At 65.1% G+C, this 18,342-nt stretch carries 15 protein-coding genes and 1 tRNA gene; 9 read left to right on the forward strand and 7 right to left on the reverse strand.

Going from position 1 to position 18,342, the window contains the following annotated elements; genetic code table 11:
- Positions 1 to 949 precede the first annotated feature (949 nt).
- From ArtHe_RS17460 to ArtHe_RS17470, 3 genes are all read right to left on the reverse strand, one after another.
- Positions 950 to 5,416: an ExeM/NucH family extracellular endonuclease gene (locus ArtHe_RS17460; protein ID WP_248318137.1), complete on the reverse strand. Its 4,467-nt coding sequence runs from the start codon at positions 5,414 to 5,416 to the stop codon at positions 950 to 952.
- 219 nt (positions 5,417 to 5,635) lie between these two features.
- Complete coding sequence (locus ArtHe_RS17465) at positions 5,636 to 6,205, reverse strand: septum formation family protein (protein WP_083521640.1); 570 nt, start codon at positions 6,203 to 6,205, stop codon at positions 5,636 to 5,638.
- A gap of 178 nt (positions 6,206 to 6,383) precedes the next feature.
- Positions 6,384 to 6,471 (reverse strand) — tRNA-Ser (locus tag ArtHe_RS17470).
- A 62-nt stretch (positions 6,472 to 6,533) separates the two neighbouring features.
- Between ArtHe_RS17470 and ArtHe_RS17475 the strand changes: the two genes are divergently transcribed.
- The 7 genes from ArtHe_RS17475 (at position 6,534) to ArtHe_RS17505 (ending at position 12,781) form a co-directional block, all read left to right on the forward strand.
- Positions 6,534 to 7,511 carry an NAD(P)H-quinone oxidoreductase gene (locus ArtHe_RS17475; RefSeq protein WP_066300055.1) on the forward strand — a complete coding sequence of 326 codons (978 nt, stop codon included), beginning with the start codon at positions 6,534 to 6,536 and terminating at the stop codon, positions 7,509 to 7,511.
- A 179-nt stretch (positions 7,512 to 7,690) separates the two neighbouring features.
- Positions 7,691 to 10,006 carry a carbon starvation CstA family protein gene (locus ArtHe_RS17480; RefSeq protein ID WP_248318138.1) on the forward strand — a complete coding sequence of 772 codons (2,316 nt, stop codon included), beginning with the start codon at positions 7,691 to 7,693 and terminating at the stop codon, positions 10,004 to 10,006.
- Complete coding sequence (locus tag ArtHe_RS17485) at positions 10,006 to 10,200, forward strand: YbdD/YjiX family protein (protein WP_066300059.1); 195 nt, start codon at positions 10,006 to 10,008, stop codon at positions 10,198 to 10,200. The genes ArtHe_RS17480 and ArtHe_RS17485 overlap by 1 nt, the downstream gene beginning before the upstream one ends.
- Positions 10,201 to 10,314: 114 nt before the next feature.
- On the forward strand, positions 10,315 to 10,569 hold the full coding sequence (locus tag ArtHe_RS17490) for a hypothetical protein (protein WP_066300062.1): 255 nt from the start codon (positions 10,315 to 10,317) through the stop codon (positions 10,567 to 10,569).
- 40 nt (positions 10,570 to 10,609) lie between these two features.
- Entirely contained in the window at positions 10,610 to 11,344 is a 735-nt protein-coding gene (locus tag ArtHe_RS17495; RefSeq protein WP_282568696.1) for a bacterial proteasome activator family protein, read from the forward strand.
- 13 nt (positions 11,345 to 11,357) lie between these two features.
- The gene (locus tag ArtHe_RS17500) at positions 11,358 to 11,831 is read left to right on the forward strand and encodes a hypothetical protein (RefSeq protein ID WP_066300067.1); all 474 of its coding nucleotides are present in this window, start codon (positions 11,358 to 11,360) and stop codon (positions 11,829 to 11,831) included.
- A 113-nt stretch (positions 11,832 to 11,944) separates the two neighbouring features.
- The gene (locus tag ArtHe_RS17505; RefSeq protein ID WP_248318139.1) at positions 11,945 to 12,781 is read left to right on the forward strand and encodes an aldo/keto reductase; all 837 of its coding nucleotides are present in this window, start codon (positions 11,945 to 11,947) and stop codon (positions 12,779 to 12,781) included.
- A gap of 123 nt (positions 12,782 to 12,904) precedes the next feature.
- On the opposite strand, the gene ArtHe_RS17510 is transcribed toward ArtHe_RS17505, so the two are convergent.
- From ArtHe_RS17510 to ArtHe_RS17525, 4 genes are read right to left on the reverse strand one after another with little or no spacing between them, the layout of a single operon-like run.
- On the reverse strand, positions 12,905 to 13,303 hold the full coding sequence (locus ArtHe_RS17510; protein ID WP_248318140.1) for a flagellar assembly protein FliW: 399 nt from the start codon (positions 13,301 to 13,303) through the stop codon (positions 12,905 to 12,907).
- Entirely contained in the window at positions 13,300 to 14,190 is an 891-nt protein-coding gene (gene flgL, locus ArtHe_RS17515) for a flagellar hook-associated protein FlgL (RefSeq protein ID WP_248318141.1), read from the reverse strand. The genes ArtHe_RS17510 and flgL overlap by 4 nt, the downstream gene beginning before the upstream one ends.
- A 3-nt stretch (positions 14,191 to 14,193) precedes the next feature.
- Positions 14,194 to 15,594 carry a flagellar hook-associated protein FlgK gene (gene flgK, locus ArtHe_RS17520; RefSeq protein ID WP_248318142.1) on the reverse strand — a complete coding sequence of 467 codons (1,401 nt, stop codon included), beginning with the start codon at positions 15,592 to 15,594 and terminating at the stop codon, positions 14,194 to 14,196.
- A 28-nt stretch (positions 15,595 to 15,622) separates the two neighbouring features.
- Positions 15,623 to 16,108, reverse strand: coding sequence for a flagellar protein FlgN (locus ArtHe_RS17525; protein ID WP_066300076.1), 486 nt, complete (start codon positions 16,106 to 16,108; stop codon positions 15,623 to 15,625).
- A gap of 262 nt (positions 16,109 to 16,370) precedes the next feature.
- On the opposite strand from ArtHe_RS17525, the gene ArtHe_RS17530 reads away from it, so the two are divergent.
- Positions 16,371 to 17,219 (forward strand): sigma-70 family RNA polymerase sigma factor, encoded by an 849-nt coding sequence (locus tag ArtHe_RS17530; RefSeq protein WP_248318143.1) that lies wholly within the window; start codon positions 16,371 to 16,373, stop codon positions 17,217 to 17,219.
- Between the two features lie 139 nt (positions 17,220 to 17,358).
- Positions 17,359 to 18,183 carry a flagellin gene (locus ArtHe_RS17535; RefSeq protein ID WP_248318144.1) on the forward strand — a complete coding sequence of 275 codons (825 nt, stop codon included), beginning with the start codon at positions 17,359 to 17,361 and terminating at the stop codon, positions 18,181 to 18,183.
- Positions 18,184 to 18,342 lie beyond the last annotated feature (159 nt).

Below are 18,342 nucleotides of genomic sequence, written 5' to 3' on the forward strand. Positions count from 1 at the left end.
ACTTCAGCGCAGGACTCTGCCGTACCCACAGCCGTATCTCCATGACTGGTCATGACCTCGGATACCGCAGGGGCCAAGGCATCTTCATCCGCGAGCTGTTCTGTTGCCGTCGGGAGCTGCTCAGGGGCCGGTTGGCGGTCTGGGGCAAAGCGGGGGCTGTCGGCTGTGCCCTCTGTCACCGCGTCGATGTCCGGAAGCGCTGGAATTACCGGGCTCCCGCTGCAGCCAGCCGCGGGAGGGGCAGCGGGATCTCCCTGGCCTTCGGGACAACCCTGGCCAGCCCCGACGTCGTTGGCCGGGGGGAGGACGGGATGCAGAGTCTCGAGGAGGCCGTCTGCGGTCGGCCGAATTGTCTCTACCGCAAAGCCGGCAATGTCGTCGACCACAGTCAGGATGGGATCCGTGGCTGCAGGCAACGTCTGCGCGGGTACCACCGTCCTCACCACCGGAACGGTCTGTACCAGCTCGTCGACTGCCGTTGCTACCCCATGGACTGCCGGCTGGAGACGGGGCACATCTGGCAGGGAAATTTCCGGCGCGGGAGCCTGGGCCGGTGTCTGTGAGGAAGGCAGCAGGCCGTCCGTCACCTGATCGACGGCATTCACGGCGGAATCCACGAGGCCCGCAGCAGAAACACTCACGCTTGCTGGAAGGGAATCCGGTTCAGGCAGGGGGTCGGCCGAAGCACCGGTGGCCGACAGAGTCAGCCAGGAGGCGGCTGCGGCGGCTCCCAGGAGCACAGGGCGGACGAACCGCCAAGCTCCTCGTGACGCCCTCATTCCGATGCCCCCCAGTCCAACAAATAAGCACTTCCTTCACTATAAGCACAGTAAAAACAGGGTGTCTACAGTCTGGCTCCCGTCCTGAACGAGAAGCGGCGCCGCCCGGTGGTCTTGAACCCCGGACGGCGCCGCTTGGTCAGCGCTCAGAATTAGCTAGCAGGTGCGGACTAGCCGCGGCCCACCGTGCAGAGCAGATACCGCGCGTAGTCAACCGCGTATTTCAGCCAGCCGCGCAGGTCCCACCAGTTTTTCGGCGGGATTGGCCGCACGCAGGTCGGCTGCTGCGGTCCGGCTTCGACCGTGACCGGAATCGTCACCGTGGTTCCCGATGGAGCCGCCGTGAGGACCAGCGAACCGCCGCCGGATGCCGACGCCGGGATGGCTGCGCTAACGCTCGCCGCTCCGCCGGTCACCGGAACCGATCCCAGGGCGATGGCTGCACCGGCGGCCGGAACCCAGCTCACTGCGAGCGTGGTGTTGGCCGGGCTGCCCAGCGAGGTCAGGTCCAGCTTCTCCACTGTGAAGGAGGCGCTGGAGCCCGCCTTCACGGTGGCTGGAGCGCCCTTGACGATCACGCCCTGCCGGGCGAAATCGGGGGAGACCGGGCTGTTGGCCTGGAGGTAGCTGATCCAGGCATCGCGGTCGATCAGCCCGGAATCCCTGGTGTCGGTGCCCTGCGCGAAGGTGGAGAAGTTGTCTCCGCCCTGTGCCAGGAAGCTGAACGTCCCCACCCGGTAGGCCCGGGCGGTGTCCAGCGGAGCGCCGTTGACGGTTACCGACTGGATCCTGGAACCGCGGGCCAGGTCCGGGTTATAGGTGTAGGTGACGTTGTCGGAGAGGCCCAGTGCCAGGAACGGCCGCGAACTTCCGTCCGGCTGCCACTGCTCCTCCAGGACTGCCTTCAGCTGCGCACCCGTGAGCGTGGTGGTCCACAGGTTGTTCACGAACGGCAGGACGGCGTTGGCTTCGGCGTAGGTAATGACACCATCCGGGCCGTAATACAGCTCCGCGCGGAGCCCGCCGGGGTTGGTGATGCCGATTTCCGCACCGCCGCGCTCGGGAGCGCCCAGCGAAGAGAGCAGCGAGTCCGCCACGAGGTTGCCCAGCGTGGATTCGTTGGACCGGTCATCCCGGGAGGCGCCGGTAAAGGCAGTCGTGATGTCCGCGGTTACCGAGCCGACCGGCTGGTTGCCGACCTCGGCCGCGAACGCCAGGGCGGCGTCGACAATCCGCTTCACTTCAGCGACGGCCGGGTAGGCCGCCACCAGTTCGGCAGCAGGGGTGGTGGTCCGTGCGACGTTACCGGCCGTGTAGGAAAGCACCTCGTCCGTCTCGGCGTTGTATTCGAGCTCGATCTGGCCGATGAACTCACCGTAGGAACCGGTCTGGACCACGGGGCGGGTTTTGCCCTCGACGCCGGGAACCGGTGCGTCCCACGCGTACTGCTTGTGCGTGTGCCCGGTGTAGATGGCATCCACCAGCGCGCTGGTTTCCGTCACGATCTCCGCGAACGCACCGCCGCCGGCAACCTCCTCCTCGAGGGTGGCGCCGTCGGGCGTGCCCGCACCGGCGCCTTCGTGGTATTCGGCAATGATGACGTCGGCCAGGCCTTCAGCCACGAGCCGTTCGGCCACGCGGTTCACGGCTTCCACCGGGTCCCCGAACTCCAGGGCGGCGATGCCGCCGGGGCTGACCAGCGTTCCGGTCTCCTCGGTCACCGCGCCGATCACGGCCACCTTCACGCCGTTGACGTCCAGGAGGGCGTACTCGGGCAGCGCCGGAGTGGTGGTGCCCTTGAGGTAGACATTGGCGCCGAGGTACTCGAAGTCCGCGGCAGGAACCACCCGGTCGGTGAGGTCGGCGAAACCGCCGTCGAACTCATGGTTGCCGACCGCCGAGGCCCGCAGGCCCAGGGCGTTCAGGACGTCGATGGTCGGCTGGTCCTGCTGCACCGAGGAAGCGAACAGGGAAGCGCCGATGTTGTCGCCGGCGGAGAGGAACAGTGAACTGCCCTCCGGCGCGGCGGCCTTTAGCTGTTCAACGGTTCCGGCGAAGTTGACGGTGTTGCCGTCGATCCGGCCGTGGAAGTCGTTGATGTTCAGCAGGTTCAGCTCGGTGGTTTCCGCCTCGGCCGGGGTCAGGTTCAGGCCCACCAGGATGGGGTCATGGTCCGAGGACCGGTAGGCGTCCGGAGCGTAGAAGCTGGTCACGTTGTAGTTGAACCGGCTGTATTCCAGTGCCACGGATTCCACGGAGTTGATGTTCCAGATGTCCGTTCCGGTGACGTCTTCGGCCGCTGCCGGGGACGCCAGGATGTGGTCCAGGGACCCGACCAGGCCGCCGAAGGCGTAGGAGTGCTTGCCCGTGGCGTTACCCAGGTTCACATATCCGGCCTCTGCCAGGATGCGCATGGGGTCCTCGGCGGCGTAGGAGTTGAAGTCACCCAGCAGGAAAACCCGCTCCGTGCCCGCGTCGGCCGCCACGGTGTCAGCGAAGGACACCAGTGCCTGCGCCTGGCGGACCCGGTCGGCGTTCCAGCCGCCCTGGCCGTTGTCCGCGTTTTCCCCGGAGGCCGGGGGCGAGCCCTTGGACTTGAAGTGGTTCGCGATGGCCACGAAGGATTCGCTGTCCGCTCCGCCGGCAGGCTTGAAGGCCTGGGCCAGCGGTTCACGGGCGTTGGAGAACACGCTTTCGTCATTGAGGATCACGGATTCGCCGACAGGTTCAGCGTTCGCGGTCCGGTAGATGAAGGCCGTGCGGATGACGTCTTCGGCGTCGGGGAGGGCCGCGGGGGAGCGGACGTAGTCCCAGGTGCCGGGGGACGCCGCGTTCAGGGCCGCAGTCAGGTGGGCGAGTGCCGTGTCACGGTCCTGCCCCAGCGCTGCGGAGTTCTCGATTTCCATCAGCCCGACGACGTCGGCGCCGAGTGCGTTGATCGCCTGGACGATCTTGGCCTGCTGGCGTTCCAGATTGGCCGCGTCGGCGGCACCGCGGGCGTCGCAGCCGCCGCGGACCGTGATCGGGGCTCCGGAACGGTCGTTGAAATAGGTGCAGCCGGTGAGCTGGTCACCGGTGGTGCTGAAGTAGTTCAGCACGTTGAAGGACGCCAGTTTGAGGTTCCCGCCGACGCTTTGCGGTGCGGCGGTGCGGGTGTTCTCGAACGACGCCGGCTGGACCGTGGCCGCGTTGGCCGGGGTCAGCTCGGTGAGCGGCTGGAACTTCCAGGCGCTGTTGCGGAAATCCAGGATCACATTCGTGGTGAACGCAGCGGGCGCCCCAACACGGACCGGGCCGGACGGGGTCAGGTACGGCAGCGGTTTGGACTGGTTCGCCGCAGCAAGGAAATTGGTGGTGGCGCCGTCGTCGAGCTTCACGGCCTTGGCCGCATTCCCTGCGGCAACAGCCGCGTGCTCCGGCGTTCCCAGGGGTGCGACGGCGGTGGGCTGGACCAGTGGTTCGGTACCGGCTGCGAGGCCGATCTCCGCGTACTGGTTCAGGGAGAAGTTATCGGTGACGGTGAAGTCGCCCTGGGGAGCAAGGAGCATGCCCTCCAGGGTTTCCCGTTCCGCGTCAGTGGCAGGCCAGGCGACGTTGGCTGGCTTAACCTCTTCGGCCGGCTCGGTGAGTTTGGACAGGGCGCCGGCGGCGACCGTGAGCTGCGTGAGCCCGAAGTACTCGCCCACGGTGCCCGTGACTTCGACGTAGTCGCCAACAGCGACCTGGCCCACGGTAGCTGCGGAGAACACGAAGATGCCATCCGAAGCAGTGTGGGTGGCGGGATCGATCGTGCCGCCGGTTCCCGGGGTCTGCAGGTAATAGCCGCTGAATCCGCCCGTGGGGTAGGCCGCGGTGACCTTGCCGCGGGTGGTGACGTTCTGCCCGACGAGCGGGCTCGCATCGCCGGTTCCCTGGATGGCAGCAATGGCGACCGTACCGTCGGGCGGATCCGTGGGATCCGGCGGGTCGGTCGGATCAACGGGGCCCGTGCCGCCGCCGGCGGTGTTGGTTGGGGTGACCGTACCGCTGAGCGTGAAGTCAGCCGCGTTGTTGTTCGTGTCCGCGAATCCCGTGCGGTTTAAGGACTTCGGGTCGCTGTTGCCCGCGGGTGCGGCGGCGGGTGCGGTTTCGAAGGTGTTCGAGGTGCCGTAGCCCAGCAGGTCAACGACGCCGGGCTGGCCGATCACCGAGCCGGTGGGGAGCGGGTTGACGGCCGTCGCCTGGTTGGCGAGCACCAGGGTTCCGGCGGCACCGGAGAAGCTGGCCCCGATGGTTGCATCCGCGGTGGGGAGGGCGGTGCCGGTTGTGCCGTTGCTGGCGCCCTGGATGAGGTAGTGGCCCCCGGCCGGAATGGTTCCGCTGAGCCGGCCGATTCCGGACGGCGCCGTGGTTGTTCCCGCGGCGCGGTACTGCAGTGACCAGCCCTCCAGGCTGACCGGGGCGCTGGTGGGGTTGTAGAGCTCTACGAATTTATTGGTAAAGGGGGCGTTGGCGCTGCCGCCGCTCAGGTACGCCTCATTAATGATGACGCCGCCCCCGCCTTCCTCGGCGTGGGCGGGCAGTGCCGCCAGGGGGCCGGCCAGCAGGCCGGCTGACAGTGCTGTTCCCAGCACCGCCTTCCATCTCGTAGGTCTCATGCCTCATGCTCCTCGAAGAAAGTGGTGCCGCAGCAGGGCAAGCGGAAGCGGCCCGGATGGTACGGCAGTGGGGTGCGGTGAACCCTCTTTGCATATCCCAGCCCAAGGGCTTTGACCAGTGGAATTCACCGGTTTGAAGTCCGAACCGGCACTGGCTCTTGACAAAGTGAAAGAGGGCCCCGGCACAGTGTGTGCCGAGGCCCTCCTGCAGGCGGAACGTTAGATCTGCGCGTTGCGCACCGAGTTGGTCAGCGGTGAGCCGTCCACCCGGTAAACCGTGCAGAGGATTTCCCGGTCCCCGCCCAGGGTCCAGGAGTAGGACGTCGGCGTGATGAGGCCGATGTCCAGGACCGAGGTCTGGTAATCCGCGCCGATGTAGGGCTGGAACTCGGCGACGCAGAATTCCGCCGCTGCTTCGTCAACGGCTGTCTCGCCCGGGTACTCGCTGCCCGCCATGTCCATGGCGGCATAAACTTCACTGTCGTGCTCCTGCGTGCACGGCAGGACGTCCACTTCGGTGATCTGATCGCCGTCAGGTTCGATCAGGCAGTCGCCGACGTTCAGATCAATCGCGTCCACCGTTTCCGGGGAAACGTCTTCAACTTCTTCAACTACCTTCTCAGCGGTAGGGGAAGCGGCTGCGGAGGACGGTTTCTCGTCCGCCGCAGCATTGCCGCCGCCGGAGGACAGCGGAACGGCGCAGCCTGCCAGCAGTGCCGTCAGCGATGCTGCGGCGAGGATTCTTCCGGCTCGGGACAGAGACGTCTTGTGGGCCGAATACATAGTCATAGCTCCTCGATAGAAAATGGTTTAGTGGTCCACCCCCCAAATGGGCCGGAAACCACGTGTCAACCCTATTTGAGGGAAAGCATGCTGATGAATCCGCAAAGTAATATGCGGGTGCAATATGCGTTGACATGCAACGGCACAAAAAAGCACCCCGGCTCAGTGAACCGGGGTGCAAATGCGGAAGGTAAGGGATTCGAACCCTTGGTACGGGGTTACCGCACACTGGTTTTCAAGACCAGCTCCATCGGCCGCTCGGACAACCTTCCCCGCTAGTAGTCTGGCAGATGAGCCCAATTCGCCAAAATCTTCGCCACCCTCAGGAGGCCTCATGAAAGCCATCGTTATCACCGAACCGGGCGGTCCCGGGGTCCTGGAACTCCGGGACGTCCCCGCCCCGGTGCCCGGCCCGGGCGAGGTCCTGATTGATGTGGCCGCTGCCGGACTGAACCGCGCGGATGTCCTGCAGCGGATGGGTAACTACCCCGTGCCGCCGGGCGCCCCCGAATACCCCGGGCTGGAGGTCTCCGGCCGGGTGGCCGCGGTGGGAACGGGCGTCGAGGGTCTGGAGGTGGGGGCCGACGTCGCCGCCCTCCTCTCCGGCGGCGGTTACGCCGAGCAGGTGGCGGTGCCCGCCGGCCAGGTGCTGCCGGTGCCGCCGGAACTGGACCTGGTCACTGCCGCGGCCCTGCCGGAGGTGGCCGCAACGGTCTTTTCGAACCTGTTTATGGCTGCCGGTGTCCGGGAAGGTGAGTATGTCCTCATCCACGGCGGTGCGGGCGGAATCGGCACCATGGCAATCCAGCTGACGGCCGCCTTCGGTGCAGTGCCGCTGGTTACTGCCTCCAGCGCCTCGAAGCTGGAACTCGCACGCAGCCTGGGAGCCAAAGGCCTCATTAACTACAAGGAGCAGGACTTTGTGGAAGAAGTCCGGAAAGCCACAGGCGGTCACGGCGCGGATGTGATCCTCGATGTGATGGGCGCAAAGTACCTGCAGCGGAACGTCGAGGCGCTCGCGGCCGGCGGCCGGCTGGTTATCATCGGGCTGCAGGGCGGAACCCGTGCGGAGATCGACCTCGGTGCCCTGATGTCCAAACGCTGTGCGGTGATGGGCACCACCCTGCGGGGGCGGCCGGAGGAAGAGAAGAGCGCCATTATGGCCGCCGTCGGGGAGTACGTCTGGCCGATGCTTCGGGACGGGACGGTCAAGCCGCTGGTGGACCGCACATTCCCGCTCGCGGAAGCAGCCGCCGCGCACGAGTACTTCGATTCCGGCCGGCATACCGGCAAAATCCTGCTGACGGTCTAGCCCCGGCGGTCGCCCGCCGCAAAACTCCACTTAGCGCAAAAACAGGCACGGCCGCCGAACACCGGTGGCCGTGCCGGTGTGTATGTGACCTGGAACACCCCTGCCGCTGCTACCCTCGTGCGCATCACCCGCACCCCGCCACAAGGTGCGGAACCGCACTGCTGACAAGGGGAAGCACCATGAGTGAGAACAGACGGCACCGGAAGGGGCCGGCCGGGCACGATCCGGTGGATACGGGGCCAGACGTCCTGGTCCAGGATCCGGATCTGCCTCCGGTCGCGTTGGATGACGCCGATGCCGAGGCCGAGGATCGCCGCTGGACACCGGCCAAGATCGTCCTGTGGGTCGGGATAGCCCTGCTGGGCGGCATCAGCTGGACGATGCTTGCCATCGTCCGCGGTGAAACGGTCAACGCCATCTGGTTCGTGTTCGCCGCCGTCTGCACCTACTTCATCGGGTACCGCTTTTACTCCAAGTTCATCGAGCGGCACCTGCTCAAGCCCAACGACCGCCGCGCCACCCCGGCCGAATACAAGGCCGACGGCAAGGACTACGCCGCCACTGACCGGCGGGTGCTCTACGGCCACCACTTCGCCGCGATCGCCGGCGCCGGACCGCTGGTCGGCCCCGTGCTGGCAGCCCAGATGGGCTACCTCCCCGGCACCGTCTGGATCATCGTCGGTGTGATCCTGGCCGGCGCGGTCCAGGACTATTTGGTGATGTTCTTCTCCATGCGCCGGGGCGGCCGCTCGCTGGGCCAGATGGCCCGCGAAGAGCTCGGCCTGATCGGCGGCACAGCAGCCCTGATCGCGACGCTGACCATCATGATCATCATCGTCGCGATCCTCGCCCTGGTGGTCGTCAACGCCCTCGGAGAGAGCCCCTGGGGTGTCTTTTCCGTCGCCATGACCATTCCGATCGCCCTGTTCATGGGCGTGTACCTGCGGTTCCTGCGGCCCGGCAAGGTCACCGAGGTCTCCATCATCGGCTTTGTGCTGCTGATGCTGGCGATCGTCGGCGGCGGCTGGATCGCGGACACCGAGTGGGGCGTAGCGCTGTTCTCCCTGGACCGGGTCACCATCGCCTGGGGCATCATTATTTACGGCTTTATTGCCGCTGTCCTGCCCGTCTGGCTGCTGCTCGCCCCGCGCGACTACCTCTCCACCTTCATGAAGGTCGGCACCATCGTGATGCTGGCCGTGGCCATCATCATTGTCCGCCCCGAGATCAGCGTTCCCGCGTTCAGTGAGTTCGCGTCACGGTCGGACGGGCCGGTGGTCGCCGGGCCGCTCTTCCCGTTCCTGTTCGTCACCATCGCCTGCGGTGCGCTCTCCGGGTTCCACGCCCTGATCTCCTCCGGCACCACGCCGAAGATGATTGAGAAGGAACGCCAGACCCGGTTCATCGGATACGGCGGCATGCTGATGGAGTCCTTCGTAGCCATCATGGCCCTGGTCGCCGCGCTCTCGATTGACCGCGGAATCTACTTCGCCATGAACTCCTCGGCAGCGGCCACCGGCGGCACCGTGGAGGGCGCCGTCGCCTTCGTCAACTCCCTCGGCCTGGCCGGAGTCAGCCTGACACCGGACATGCTCACGTCCCTGGCCGCCGGCGTCGGGGAAGAATCCGTGGTCTCCCGCACCGGCGGCGCGCCGACCCTCGCCGTCGGCCTCGCCATGATCATGCAGAGTTTCATCGGCGGTCCGGCCATGATGGCCTTCTGGTACCACTTCGCCATCATGTTCGAGGCACTGTTTATCCTCACCGCCGTCGACGCCGGAACCCGTGTGGCCCGCTTTATGCTACAGGACTCAATCGGCAACTTCGTTCCCAAGTTCCGCGACACCTCGTGGCGGACAGGAGCCTGGATCTGTACGGCCGTCATGGTCGCGGGCTGGGGATCGATCCTGATCATGGGTGTGACGGACCCGCTGGGCGGAATCAACACGCTCTTCCCGCTGTTCGGCATCGCCAACCAGCTCCTCGCAGCCATTGCACTGGCTATCTGCCTGGCGATCCTGGCCAAGAAGAACCTCTTCAAGTACATCTGGGTGGTGGTGCTGCCGCTGGGCTTCGCCTCGGTCGTGACCATCACGGCCTCGATGTACAAGATCTTCTCCCCGGTCCCGGGTGTGGGCTACTGGGCCCAGCACAACGCCTTCAGGAACGCACTCGAAGCCGGGGAAACCAGCTTCGGCACAGCCAAGACCGTGGAAGCCATGGAAGCCGTGGTCCGCAACACCTTCGTGCAGGGGATCCTGTCCATCCTCTTCGTGACCCTGGCAATCATCGTGATCATTACCGCGGTCATCGCCTCCGTCCGCTCCTACCGTTCCGGAGGTGCCCCGAGCGCCGAAGACCCTGCGGTGCCGTCCCGCATCTTCGCGCCGTCAGGGTTCTTCGGTACCCCGCTGGAGAAGGAGATTGAAGCGCAGTGGAAGGCGTTGCCGCAGGACAAAAAACCGGCGGCTAAGACGGCGGGAGCCGGGCACTGATGCCGGCGGCCATCGCCGGCAGCCTGCGCGGCTTCGTCCGGTTCTTCCGCGATGTGATGGGGGAGGACGCCTACCGCAAGTACCAGGCGCACCACGCCGCATCGGGCTGCGCCGGGGAGCCGCTGACCGAGCGGGAGTTCTGGAAGGAGAAGATGGACCGCCAGGACCACAATCCCGGCGGACGCTGCTGCTGACCGGTCACCAGCGGGCCCGGTGCCGTTTTGCGGGCACCGGGCCCGCTGCCTTTCCATTTCCAGCTCCGTCCGGCCCCCCTTGTAGTGGATGCCCGTTCCTGTTTTGCTGGGTAGATGCCTGGACACGACGATCTGCCGCACGATCCCCACCTTCGCGAGGACATCAGCCTTCCGCTCCCGGAGCCGGACAATGAGGATGAGCATCTGGCCGAGGACATCAACCTCCCGCCGGACGAGCAGGCGGCCGGACCCGAATTCGACGCGCACCACTACACCTCAGGCCAGCTCAACGCCGGGCAGTATGCGCCCGGCCTGAGCCCGAATGGCGAGTACGCCGAAAAGCGGGAGGAAGAGCTTGAAAGCGACTGAAGCCCGGAACAACCAGCCCCAAGCGTGAGAGCATTAATCCATGACTGAACAGAACGGATCTGCGGCCGCCCCCGGGGCACAGTCCCCTGCGGCTCCGGCCGGAGAAACGGCCCAGTCCCCGTCGCCCGGCGGCGCCGGTACCCGCCCCGCGGCTCCTCCGCTGCAGGACCGGGGCCAGGCACAGGGTGCAGCACCGGACCAACCGGGTGCCCAGTCGGGCACCCAACAAGGTGCGGACGGCTCCCAGGAGAAAACCGGCCCGGCCAAGCTGAACGAACTGGTGGATGAGCCCGCGAAGGTCATGCGGATCGGCACCATGATCAAGCAGCTGCTCGAAGAAGTACGCAACGCACCCCTTGACGACGCCGCCCGGAACCGGCTGGCTGAGATCCATGAGCGGTCGCTCAAGGAACTTTACGACGGCCTGGCTCCGGAGCTCGTCACTGAACTGCAGCGGATCAACCTGCCTTTCCTGGAAGAGTCGACACCGACCGATGCGGAGCTGCGCATCGGCCAGGCCCAGCTGGTGGGCTGGCTTGAAGGATTGTTCCGCGGAATCCAGACCGCGATCGCAGCACAGCAGACCGCTAACCAGCAGCTGCAGGGCCGTCTGCAGCTGCGCCAGCTGCCGCCTGGCACGGTCATCGCCCCCGGTGTGGTCGTCGGGGAAGACGGTGAACCACGCCGTGCCGGTGCCGTCCCAGGCCAGCAGCGGCAGGCCCCCGGCCCGGCCAGCCGGATCGAGCCCCACGCGGGTCCCGGACAGTATCTGTAGAATTTCCCGCAAGATGGCACTTTTCGCAGCAGCCCGGCAAGGGCGCAAGGACGACGTCGAACTCGGCATGGGTGTGTGGCGGCGCGCCCACGACCGCTTCACCCGCGGGCTGGACCGCTACCACCAGATGCTGGAGGGCGTCGAAGACGATGCGCTCTATAACGAGCTGGCCCTCGTCGCCAACGAACTCTCCAGCCTCCTGCCGCGGGTCCGGGCCGTCTGCGCCACAGCCCAGGGGCAGTGCCCCAGCACCGGCCAGGACATTCCGGGCCGGATGACCGGCGTCCACCGTGCCCTCTCCCGGTCCGGAAACTCACTGGCAGCCACCGCGGAAGCGGCAGCCATGTCACGGCTGGAAGGGGAACGCTGGGGGATCGCTTCCTCCGGCGTCGAAAATGTCCGCCGCAGGGCACAGCTCGTGGAACAGGACATCGCGGAGGCAGAACGTGTGCTTGCCACGGACCAGCCGGACGGTTCACCGGTTTAGCGGTCCCGGAACGTCCCTTCCGGCGTCCGGACCCCGGCACCGGAATTTCGCGTCCAGCAAACTTCGGCTCCGTTTGGTCAGCGCGGCGCCGAAGTGTTGGCAGGATGGTGACCATGACTACATCCCCACTTGTGACGTTCATCGACGGCAACACCATCCCCCAGCTCGGCTACGGCGTCTGGCGGGTTGAGGACGAACTCGCGGAAAAGACCGTGGGCATGGCGTTCGAGGCCGGCTACCGCCACATCGACACCGCCAAGATCTACGGCAACGAAGCCGGCGTCGGCCGCGCCATTGCCGCCTCCGGCCTGCCGCGCGAAGACCTGTTCATCACCACCAAGGTCTGGAACGCCGATCAGGGCTTCGAGGAAACCCTGGCCGCGTTCGACGCGTCCATGGAACGCCTGGGCCTTCAGACCCTGGACCTGTACCTGATCCACTGGCTGCAGCCGAAGCAGGGCAAGTACGTTGAGACTTGGAAGGCCCTGATCGAGCTGCAGAAGTCCGGCCGGGTCAAGTCCATCGGCGTCTGCAACTTCACGGTCGAGGCGCTGCAGGAAATCATCGACGCCACCGGCGTTGTTCCGGTCCTGAACCAGGTGGAAACCCACCCGTACCTGGCCCAGAAGGAACTGCGTGAGTTCGAGGCCAAGCACGGCATCCGCCACGAGTCCTATTCCCCGCTCGGCTCCGGCCAGGGCCTGCTGGATGACCAGGTCCTGCAGGACATCGCAGCGAAATACGACGGCGCCACCGCCGCCCAGGTGGTCATCGCCTGGCACCTGGCGCTCGGCAACATTGTGATCCCGAAGTCCGTGACCGAATCGCGGATCCAGGAGAACTGGGCTGCCCTTGACCTCAAGCTCTCAGACGAGGACATTGAGGCGATCAACGCGCTGGATAACGGCACCCGCTTCGGCGCCGATCCGGCAACGTCCGACTTCGCCTAAACAGCCGCACGCCTGACGGCACAGCGGTAGAACAGCTACAGCAGAACAACAGAAAGGCGGCCTTCCCGGAGGGGAAGGCCGCCTTTCTTACGTCAGGGGTCTCTTATGTCAGGGGGGGGAGGCTCAGGCTGCTGCGACGGCTTCCAGCGGCGCCCGGAGCGGCCAGTCACCGCCTTCCAGGATGACCTGTGCACACTGCCAGGTGCGCGTGTTGATGATGACCGGGGCCAGCAGGTTCACGGTGGTACCGCCGTCGGACGGGTTGGCGACCACCAGGACACGGGCATCAGCCGGATCCTGGAGGCCCAGCTGGGCTGCCTGATCGTCGGCGATTTCCGGGTTGTAATCGGGCAGGTACACAGAGGCGTCGATCGCGTAGAAGCGGCGCTGTCCAACGGAAACGTCCGCACCGGTCAGGGAGTACAGCCCGGTGGCGCCTTCGACGTCAGCCAGGTCGAAGGCCGTGATGGGTTCGAGTCCGGGGGGAGGGGTAAGGAAAACCACCGGTGTCACGGTGCTCATCGCAGGAAGTCCATCAGTGTGGGCTGCAGGACCTTGGCGGTGACAGCCAGCGAGGACTGGTAGGCCAGTTCCTGCAGCTTCAGATCCATAATGACCGTTGCCGTGTCCAGATCTTCGATGCCGGAGCGCCGGGATTCCAAGCTCACGGACTGCTCCATGTTGGTTTCCTCTGCTTTCAGGACGCGGGCATGGCGGATGCCGACGTCGGTCTGCTGCGAGAGCACGGTGTCCCTGCTCGCATCGATGCCGGACAGGTGTCCGCTGATGTTTCCGTTCGTCCGCAGGTCCGCGACCAGGGAATCGAGCTTGGTGAAGACGTCTCCGAAGACAGCATCTGCGCTGGCATCGACCCGCACGGTGGTATTCGCATCCAGCCGGCGGGTCACCGGCCCGTCACCGGCACCGGTGAACGTATAAACCGCCGGATCAACCGAGGTATCCACCGTTACAGCGGCCCCCGCATCTGAGTTCCCGGCAAAAATGTTCCGGCCCAGGTAGGAGGTGTTGGCCTGCGCCAGCAGATCCGACTTCAGTCCCTCGATTTCCGTGGCGATCGCGGCCTTGCTGGCCGGGGTGGTCGTCGAGGTGGACGCGGTAATGGCCAGGTCCTTGATCCGGGTAAGGAGATCCGTGGTGCGGGACATCGCTGCGTCGACGGTGGCGAGCCAGCTGTTCGCGTCCGCGATGTTGCTCTTGTATTGCGTATTGGCGCGGATTTCGCCGCGGACCTTCAGCGCGTCGGCGGTGCCTGAAGGATTGTCCGACGGCCGGCTGATGGCGGCCGAGGTCTGCGCCTGCTCCTGGAGCTTGGCCAGCCGGGAAATGTTCGCCTGCAGGTTCTGCTGGGCGTTGCGCGTGAGTGTCTGGTTGGTGGTTCGGGAAATCACGGGTTACCTTCCCACAATGCCGGTGCGGTTGATGAGCGTGTCGAGCATTTCATCGATGGCTGTCATGACCCGCGCAGCGCCCTGATAGGCATGCTGATAAGCGAGCAGGTTCAGGTTCTCTTCGTCCAGGTCCACTGAAGAGTTGGAGAGCTGCATTCCGACAGCGGAGGAGGCCGCCACGCCGGCGAGTTCCGCCTGCTGCATCTCCACGCGGGAGCTGGCGCCAATGCCGCTGACGAAGCCGGCCCAGACCGAGTCGGGAGAGTTTTTCCCGGTACCCAGCTGCGCGATGGCGTCGGCTATGGAATTGTCTTTCGATCCCTGGCCAGCCGCACCGGTGGCGACGCCTCCGGCATTGGTCGGAATGACCTTCAACGAAAGGGCAGCGGGATCGGTGCTGTGGCTGAAGAAATCTCCCAGCACCGTTCCGGCGGTGTTGGTGCCTCCGTTGTGCACACCGTTCACCGCGGTAGCCAGGGCCTTGGCGAAGTTGTTGTAGCCTTCCGCCGCGGATGCCAGTACGCCGCCGTCGCCGGCCGGTGCCAGGATGCTGAGCGCTCCGGCGATTTCGCCGCTGACGGCCATGTTGGTCCCTGGGCGGTGGCTCCACTCCAGGCGCGGCGCTTCGCCGCCCATGGCAACCCCGCCGGCAACCTGGACAGGCCGGACGATATCCCCGGAGACAATGGCGTTGCCGTCAATCAGGACGTCGACCATACCGTTGTCGCATTCGCGGACCGTTCCGCCCGCCAGGGCGGCGATCGTGGTGGTCAGGGCGTTCCGCTGGTCGATCAGTTCATTAGCCGACCCGCCGGAGGCCAGAGTGGTCCGGATCTGTGCATTCAGGGACGCGATCTGCGAGGCGGTGCCGTTCAGCTCCGCCTCCATGTCCTTGAGCTGCTTATACGCACCGGTCCACTGCTCCTCCACTGCCTCATACCCGGTGGAGATCTGCTGGGCGAGGATGGTGGCCTGCCCGATGAGCCCGGTGGCCGCGGCTTCGTCCCCGGGTTTGTTGGCCACACCCTGCCAAGCGGCCCAGAACTCGGTCAGGGAAGTGGAAATGCCGTTCTTCCCCGGTTCGTTCAAGCTGGTTTCCAGGCTGGACAGGGCATTGGCACGCACTGCGGAAAACCCGGAGGCTGCGGCGGTCGCCCGTACACGGGTATCCAGCTGCATGCTGCCAAGCCGGGCGATCCCATCGACTGAGACGCCCTGGCCCACGGCCGGTCCGGTGGAAAACCTGCCGGCGATGGACGCGCCGCCCATGGCAGAGGTGGTGACCCGCTGGCGGGTGTATCCCGGTGTGTTGACGTTGGCGATGTTCTGCCCAACGATGTCGAGGCCCTTACGGGCTGCGCTTAGACCGGAGTAAGCGGTGTTAAGGCCGCTGAAGGTGCTCATGGCGTGACGATTCCTTTGTTCACGGTCTCTAGAGTTGCTTGTCCACTATGCGGGCGCTGCTTCCCGGCCCGGCAGAGTTGCCGCTGGAGGTGTACGTTTTGCTCTCCGTGCCCAGGCCCGCGAGGGTTTCCTGGGCGGAACGCGCTGCCGTACGGAGGAACTGCTCGTTCGTGTCCCGCAGATCGCGGATCCTCACGGTAAGTTCCGTCATTGCCTGCAAATGGGCCGTGAAAATCTCAGTCCACGGTCCTGGAGGTGCTGCGGCGATAATCTGCCGAAGAGTTGCATCTTCGGCTATGCCCCATTCCTCCGCGAGTTCGGAAACGGCCACCGTCCTGGCCAGATTCGCGATCCGCAGGCGATCAAGGACCTGCTCCACTTCCCGGGTGGCGTGCTGGAGCCAGCGCGTTTTCCCGGAGGTCAGGAGCAGCTGTTCTTCCTCGAGCTTGAAGGTCAGGAGCTCCAACAGTTCCCGTTCTTCCCAGAGTAATGCGGACAATTTCTGGGTACCCATGTCTAGCTCACCTCCTGCGGTCTATGCGAGTGTTTTGTCTTCCGGTGGATGCGGAATCACATCCTGCAACGGTTTCAAGACACCCGCCTTCACAGGCCGAAAAACTTTTAATCCGTCAGACACACCTATCGGCGGTTGCACCACCAATGTTAGTGGTATGTTGCACGTATTACGCCAAAGTATGGAATCTCCCGGGGGTCTCAGCCTCCGTCCTAGCGGCAAGCGTATTTTGTTGGGGAACAAGGACTTGGGGGTCCATATTTTGAATCGTGAAGAACGCAACCTGCTGGTTGTGGAGAACTTACCGCTGGTTGGATATTTGGTCTCAGAGGTGTGTGCCAAGGTGACACATCTCTCCCGGGATGATCTGGCATCGGTTGGAGCAATCGCCCTGATCACCTCTGCTGACTCGTTCAATGCAGAGCTGGGCGTGCCCTTCGGTGCGTACGCGCGCCGGCGCATCGTTGGGGCATTTGCCGACGAGATGCGCTCCAGCGACTGGGCCACCAGGACGGCACGGAAGCGCATCAAGGAAACACTGGCAGTAAAGGAAGCTCTGACTGGGGCGCTCGGACGGAGCCCCAAGGTCGACGAGATCGCTTCTGCCCTGGGTGTTGACCGCAGCACGGCCGAGGATGCCCTCGCCGACGCGTCGCGCACCGTGTCCCACCTTGACGACGCCGCCTCGGACTCCCTGGTGAGTGAGCTGCCTTCGCCGGAAGGGTCAGTGCTGAATGCCGAAAGCATGAAGTACCTGCGGGCCGCCGTCGCTGCCCTGCCGGAAAAAATGCGCTACGTCGTGGAACAGGTGTACTTCCACGACCGGTCCGTCAAGGAGCTGGCCGCCGAGCTGGGGGCCACCCACTCCGCGGTTTCCCAGCAGCGTGCCGAAGCAGTCCGGCTGCTGCGGGACGGTCTGGGCACCCACTACTCGGACACGGGGACACCGGCTCCGATTGAGTCCCGGATTTCCCCGGCCAGGCGGAACGCCTACCTGTCCTCGGTGGCGGAATGGACGGCTGGCGGACTCACCCGGCAGGACCCGCATTTTCATCCCACCGGATTCTCTGCCCCGGGCGGGCACGGTGTGCTGAACACCGCCGTGTCCTAGTAACTGCAGTGTTCCAGGTCTCAAACGGCTGGAAAAACTTTCCCGGATTCCTAACACCTGACCTGTGAGGGTCGATAACTACGGGTAGAGGCCCACGGACGGGCCTTGTAGTTATCGCCCAATCACGGAGGAATTCACCATGGGTTTCACAATCGCAACAAACACCTCGTCGCTGAACGCAATGCGCAACCTGAACCTGAACCAGGCTGCTCAGTCCAAGTCGGTGGAGCGTCTCTCCAGCGGCCTGCGTATCAACCGTGCAGCTGACGATGCTGCTGGTCTGGCCATCTCCGAAGGTCTGAAGAACCAGGTCTCCGGTCTGACCCAGGCAGGCCGCAACGCTCAGGACGGCATTAGCCTGATCCAGACCGCTGAAGGCGCCCTGACCGAGGTCCACAACATCCTGAACCGCGTGCGCGACCTCGCTGTGCAGGGTGGTAACGATTCCAACAACGCCAAATCCCGCGAGGCCATCAAGGGTGAGATCGACGCCCTGGGTGCCGAGCTTGGCCGTATCCAGGCCTCCACCAACTTCAACGGCATCAAGCTGCTGAATGCTGACACCGCCATCACCGTTCAGATTGGCGCCGGCGGCGTTGTCGCTGAAGATCAGCTCGAAGTTAACTTCACGGCCATGACCGCGGTTGTTACGGCTGTTACGGGTGCCGGCGTTGCCGATTCGGACGCTGCCGCAGCATCGGTTGTGGCCATGGATACCGCGATCGCCGCTATCTCCACTCAGCGTGCATCCCTTGGTGCCCAGCAGAACCGCCTGGAATCCACCGCTCGCTCCATCGCGGTTTCCGTCGAGAACCTCTCGGCAGCCAACTCCCGCATCCGCGACACGGACATGGCAGCGGAAATGGGCAGCTTCACCAAGTCCCAGATCCTCTCCAGCGCCGCAACCGCAATGCTGGCCCAGGCTAACCAGATGAACTCCGGCGTTATGCAGCTCCTGCAGTAATAAGGGTTTCATCGCGGGGCAGCTCCGGCCGCGCCGCACCCAGCAGTAACCGCTTGACCGGCAGGTGAATGGCCGCTGACGGGAAAAGAATGACTTGGACCTCACACTTTTCCCGTCAGCCCATTCCCTGCCTGAAGCGTTTTATCAAGCCTTTCCGGT

It is taken from the genome of Arthrobacter sp. Helios, from assembly GCF_023167125.1.
GTDB classification, from domain to species: domain Bacteria; phylum Actinomycetota; class Actinomycetes; order Actinomycetales; family Micrococcaceae; genus Arthrobacter_B; species Arthrobacter_B luteolus.

Excerpts from the sequence above, each read along its gene's own strand:
- ArtHe_RS17460 (WP_248318137.1), bottom strand. The coding sequence starts at position 5,416 with ATGAGACCTACGAGATGGAAGGCGGTGCTGGGAACAGCACTGTCAGCC.
- ArtHe_RS17465 (WP_083521640.1), bottom strand. The coding sequence starts at position 6,205 with ATGACTATGTATTCGGCCCACAAGACGTCTCTGTCCCGAGCCGGAAGA.
- ArtHe_RS17475 (WP_066300055.1), top strand. The coding sequence starts at position 6,534 with ATGAAAGCCATCGTTATCACCGAACCGGGCGGTCCCGGGGTCCTGGAA.
- ArtHe_RS17480 (WP_248318138.1), top strand. The coding sequence starts at position 7,691 with ATGAGTGAGAACAGACGGCACCGGAAGGGGCCGGCCGGGCACGATCCG.
- ArtHe_RS17485 (WP_066300059.1), top strand. The coding sequence starts at position 10,006 with ATGCCGGCGGCCATCGCCGGCAGCCTGCGCGGCTTCGTCCGGTTCTTC.
- ArtHe_RS17490 (WP_066300062.1), top strand. The coding sequence starts at position 10,315 with ATGCCTGGACACGACGATCTGCCGCACGATCCCCACCTTCGCGAGGAC.
- ArtHe_RS17495 (WP_282568696.1), top strand. The coding sequence starts at position 10,610 with ATGACTGAACAGAACGGATCTGCGGCCGCCCCCGGGGCACAGTCCCCT.
- ArtHe_RS17500 (WP_066300067.1), top strand. The coding sequence starts at position 11,358 with ATGGCACTTTTCGCAGCAGCCCGGCAAGGGCGCAAGGACGACGTCGAA.
- ArtHe_RS17505 (WP_248318139.1), top strand. The coding sequence starts at position 11,945 with ATGACTACATCCCCACTTGTGACGTTCATCGACGGCAACACCATCCCC.
- ArtHe_RS17510 (WP_248318140.1), bottom strand. The coding sequence starts at position 13,303 with ATGAGCACCGTGACACCGGTGGTTTTCCTTACCCCTCCCCCCGGACTC.
- flgK (WP_248318142.1), bottom strand. The coding sequence starts at position 15,594 with ATGAGCACCTTCAGCGGCCTTAACACCGCTTACTCCGGTCTAAGCGCA.
- ArtHe_RS17525 (WP_066300076.1), bottom strand. The coding sequence starts at position 16,108 with ATGGGTACCCAGAAATTGTCCGCATTACTCTGGGAAGAACGGGAACTG.
- ArtHe_RS17535 (WP_248318144.1), top strand. The coding sequence starts at position 17,359 with ATGGGTTTCACAATCGCAACAAACACCTCGTCGCTGAACGCAATGCGC.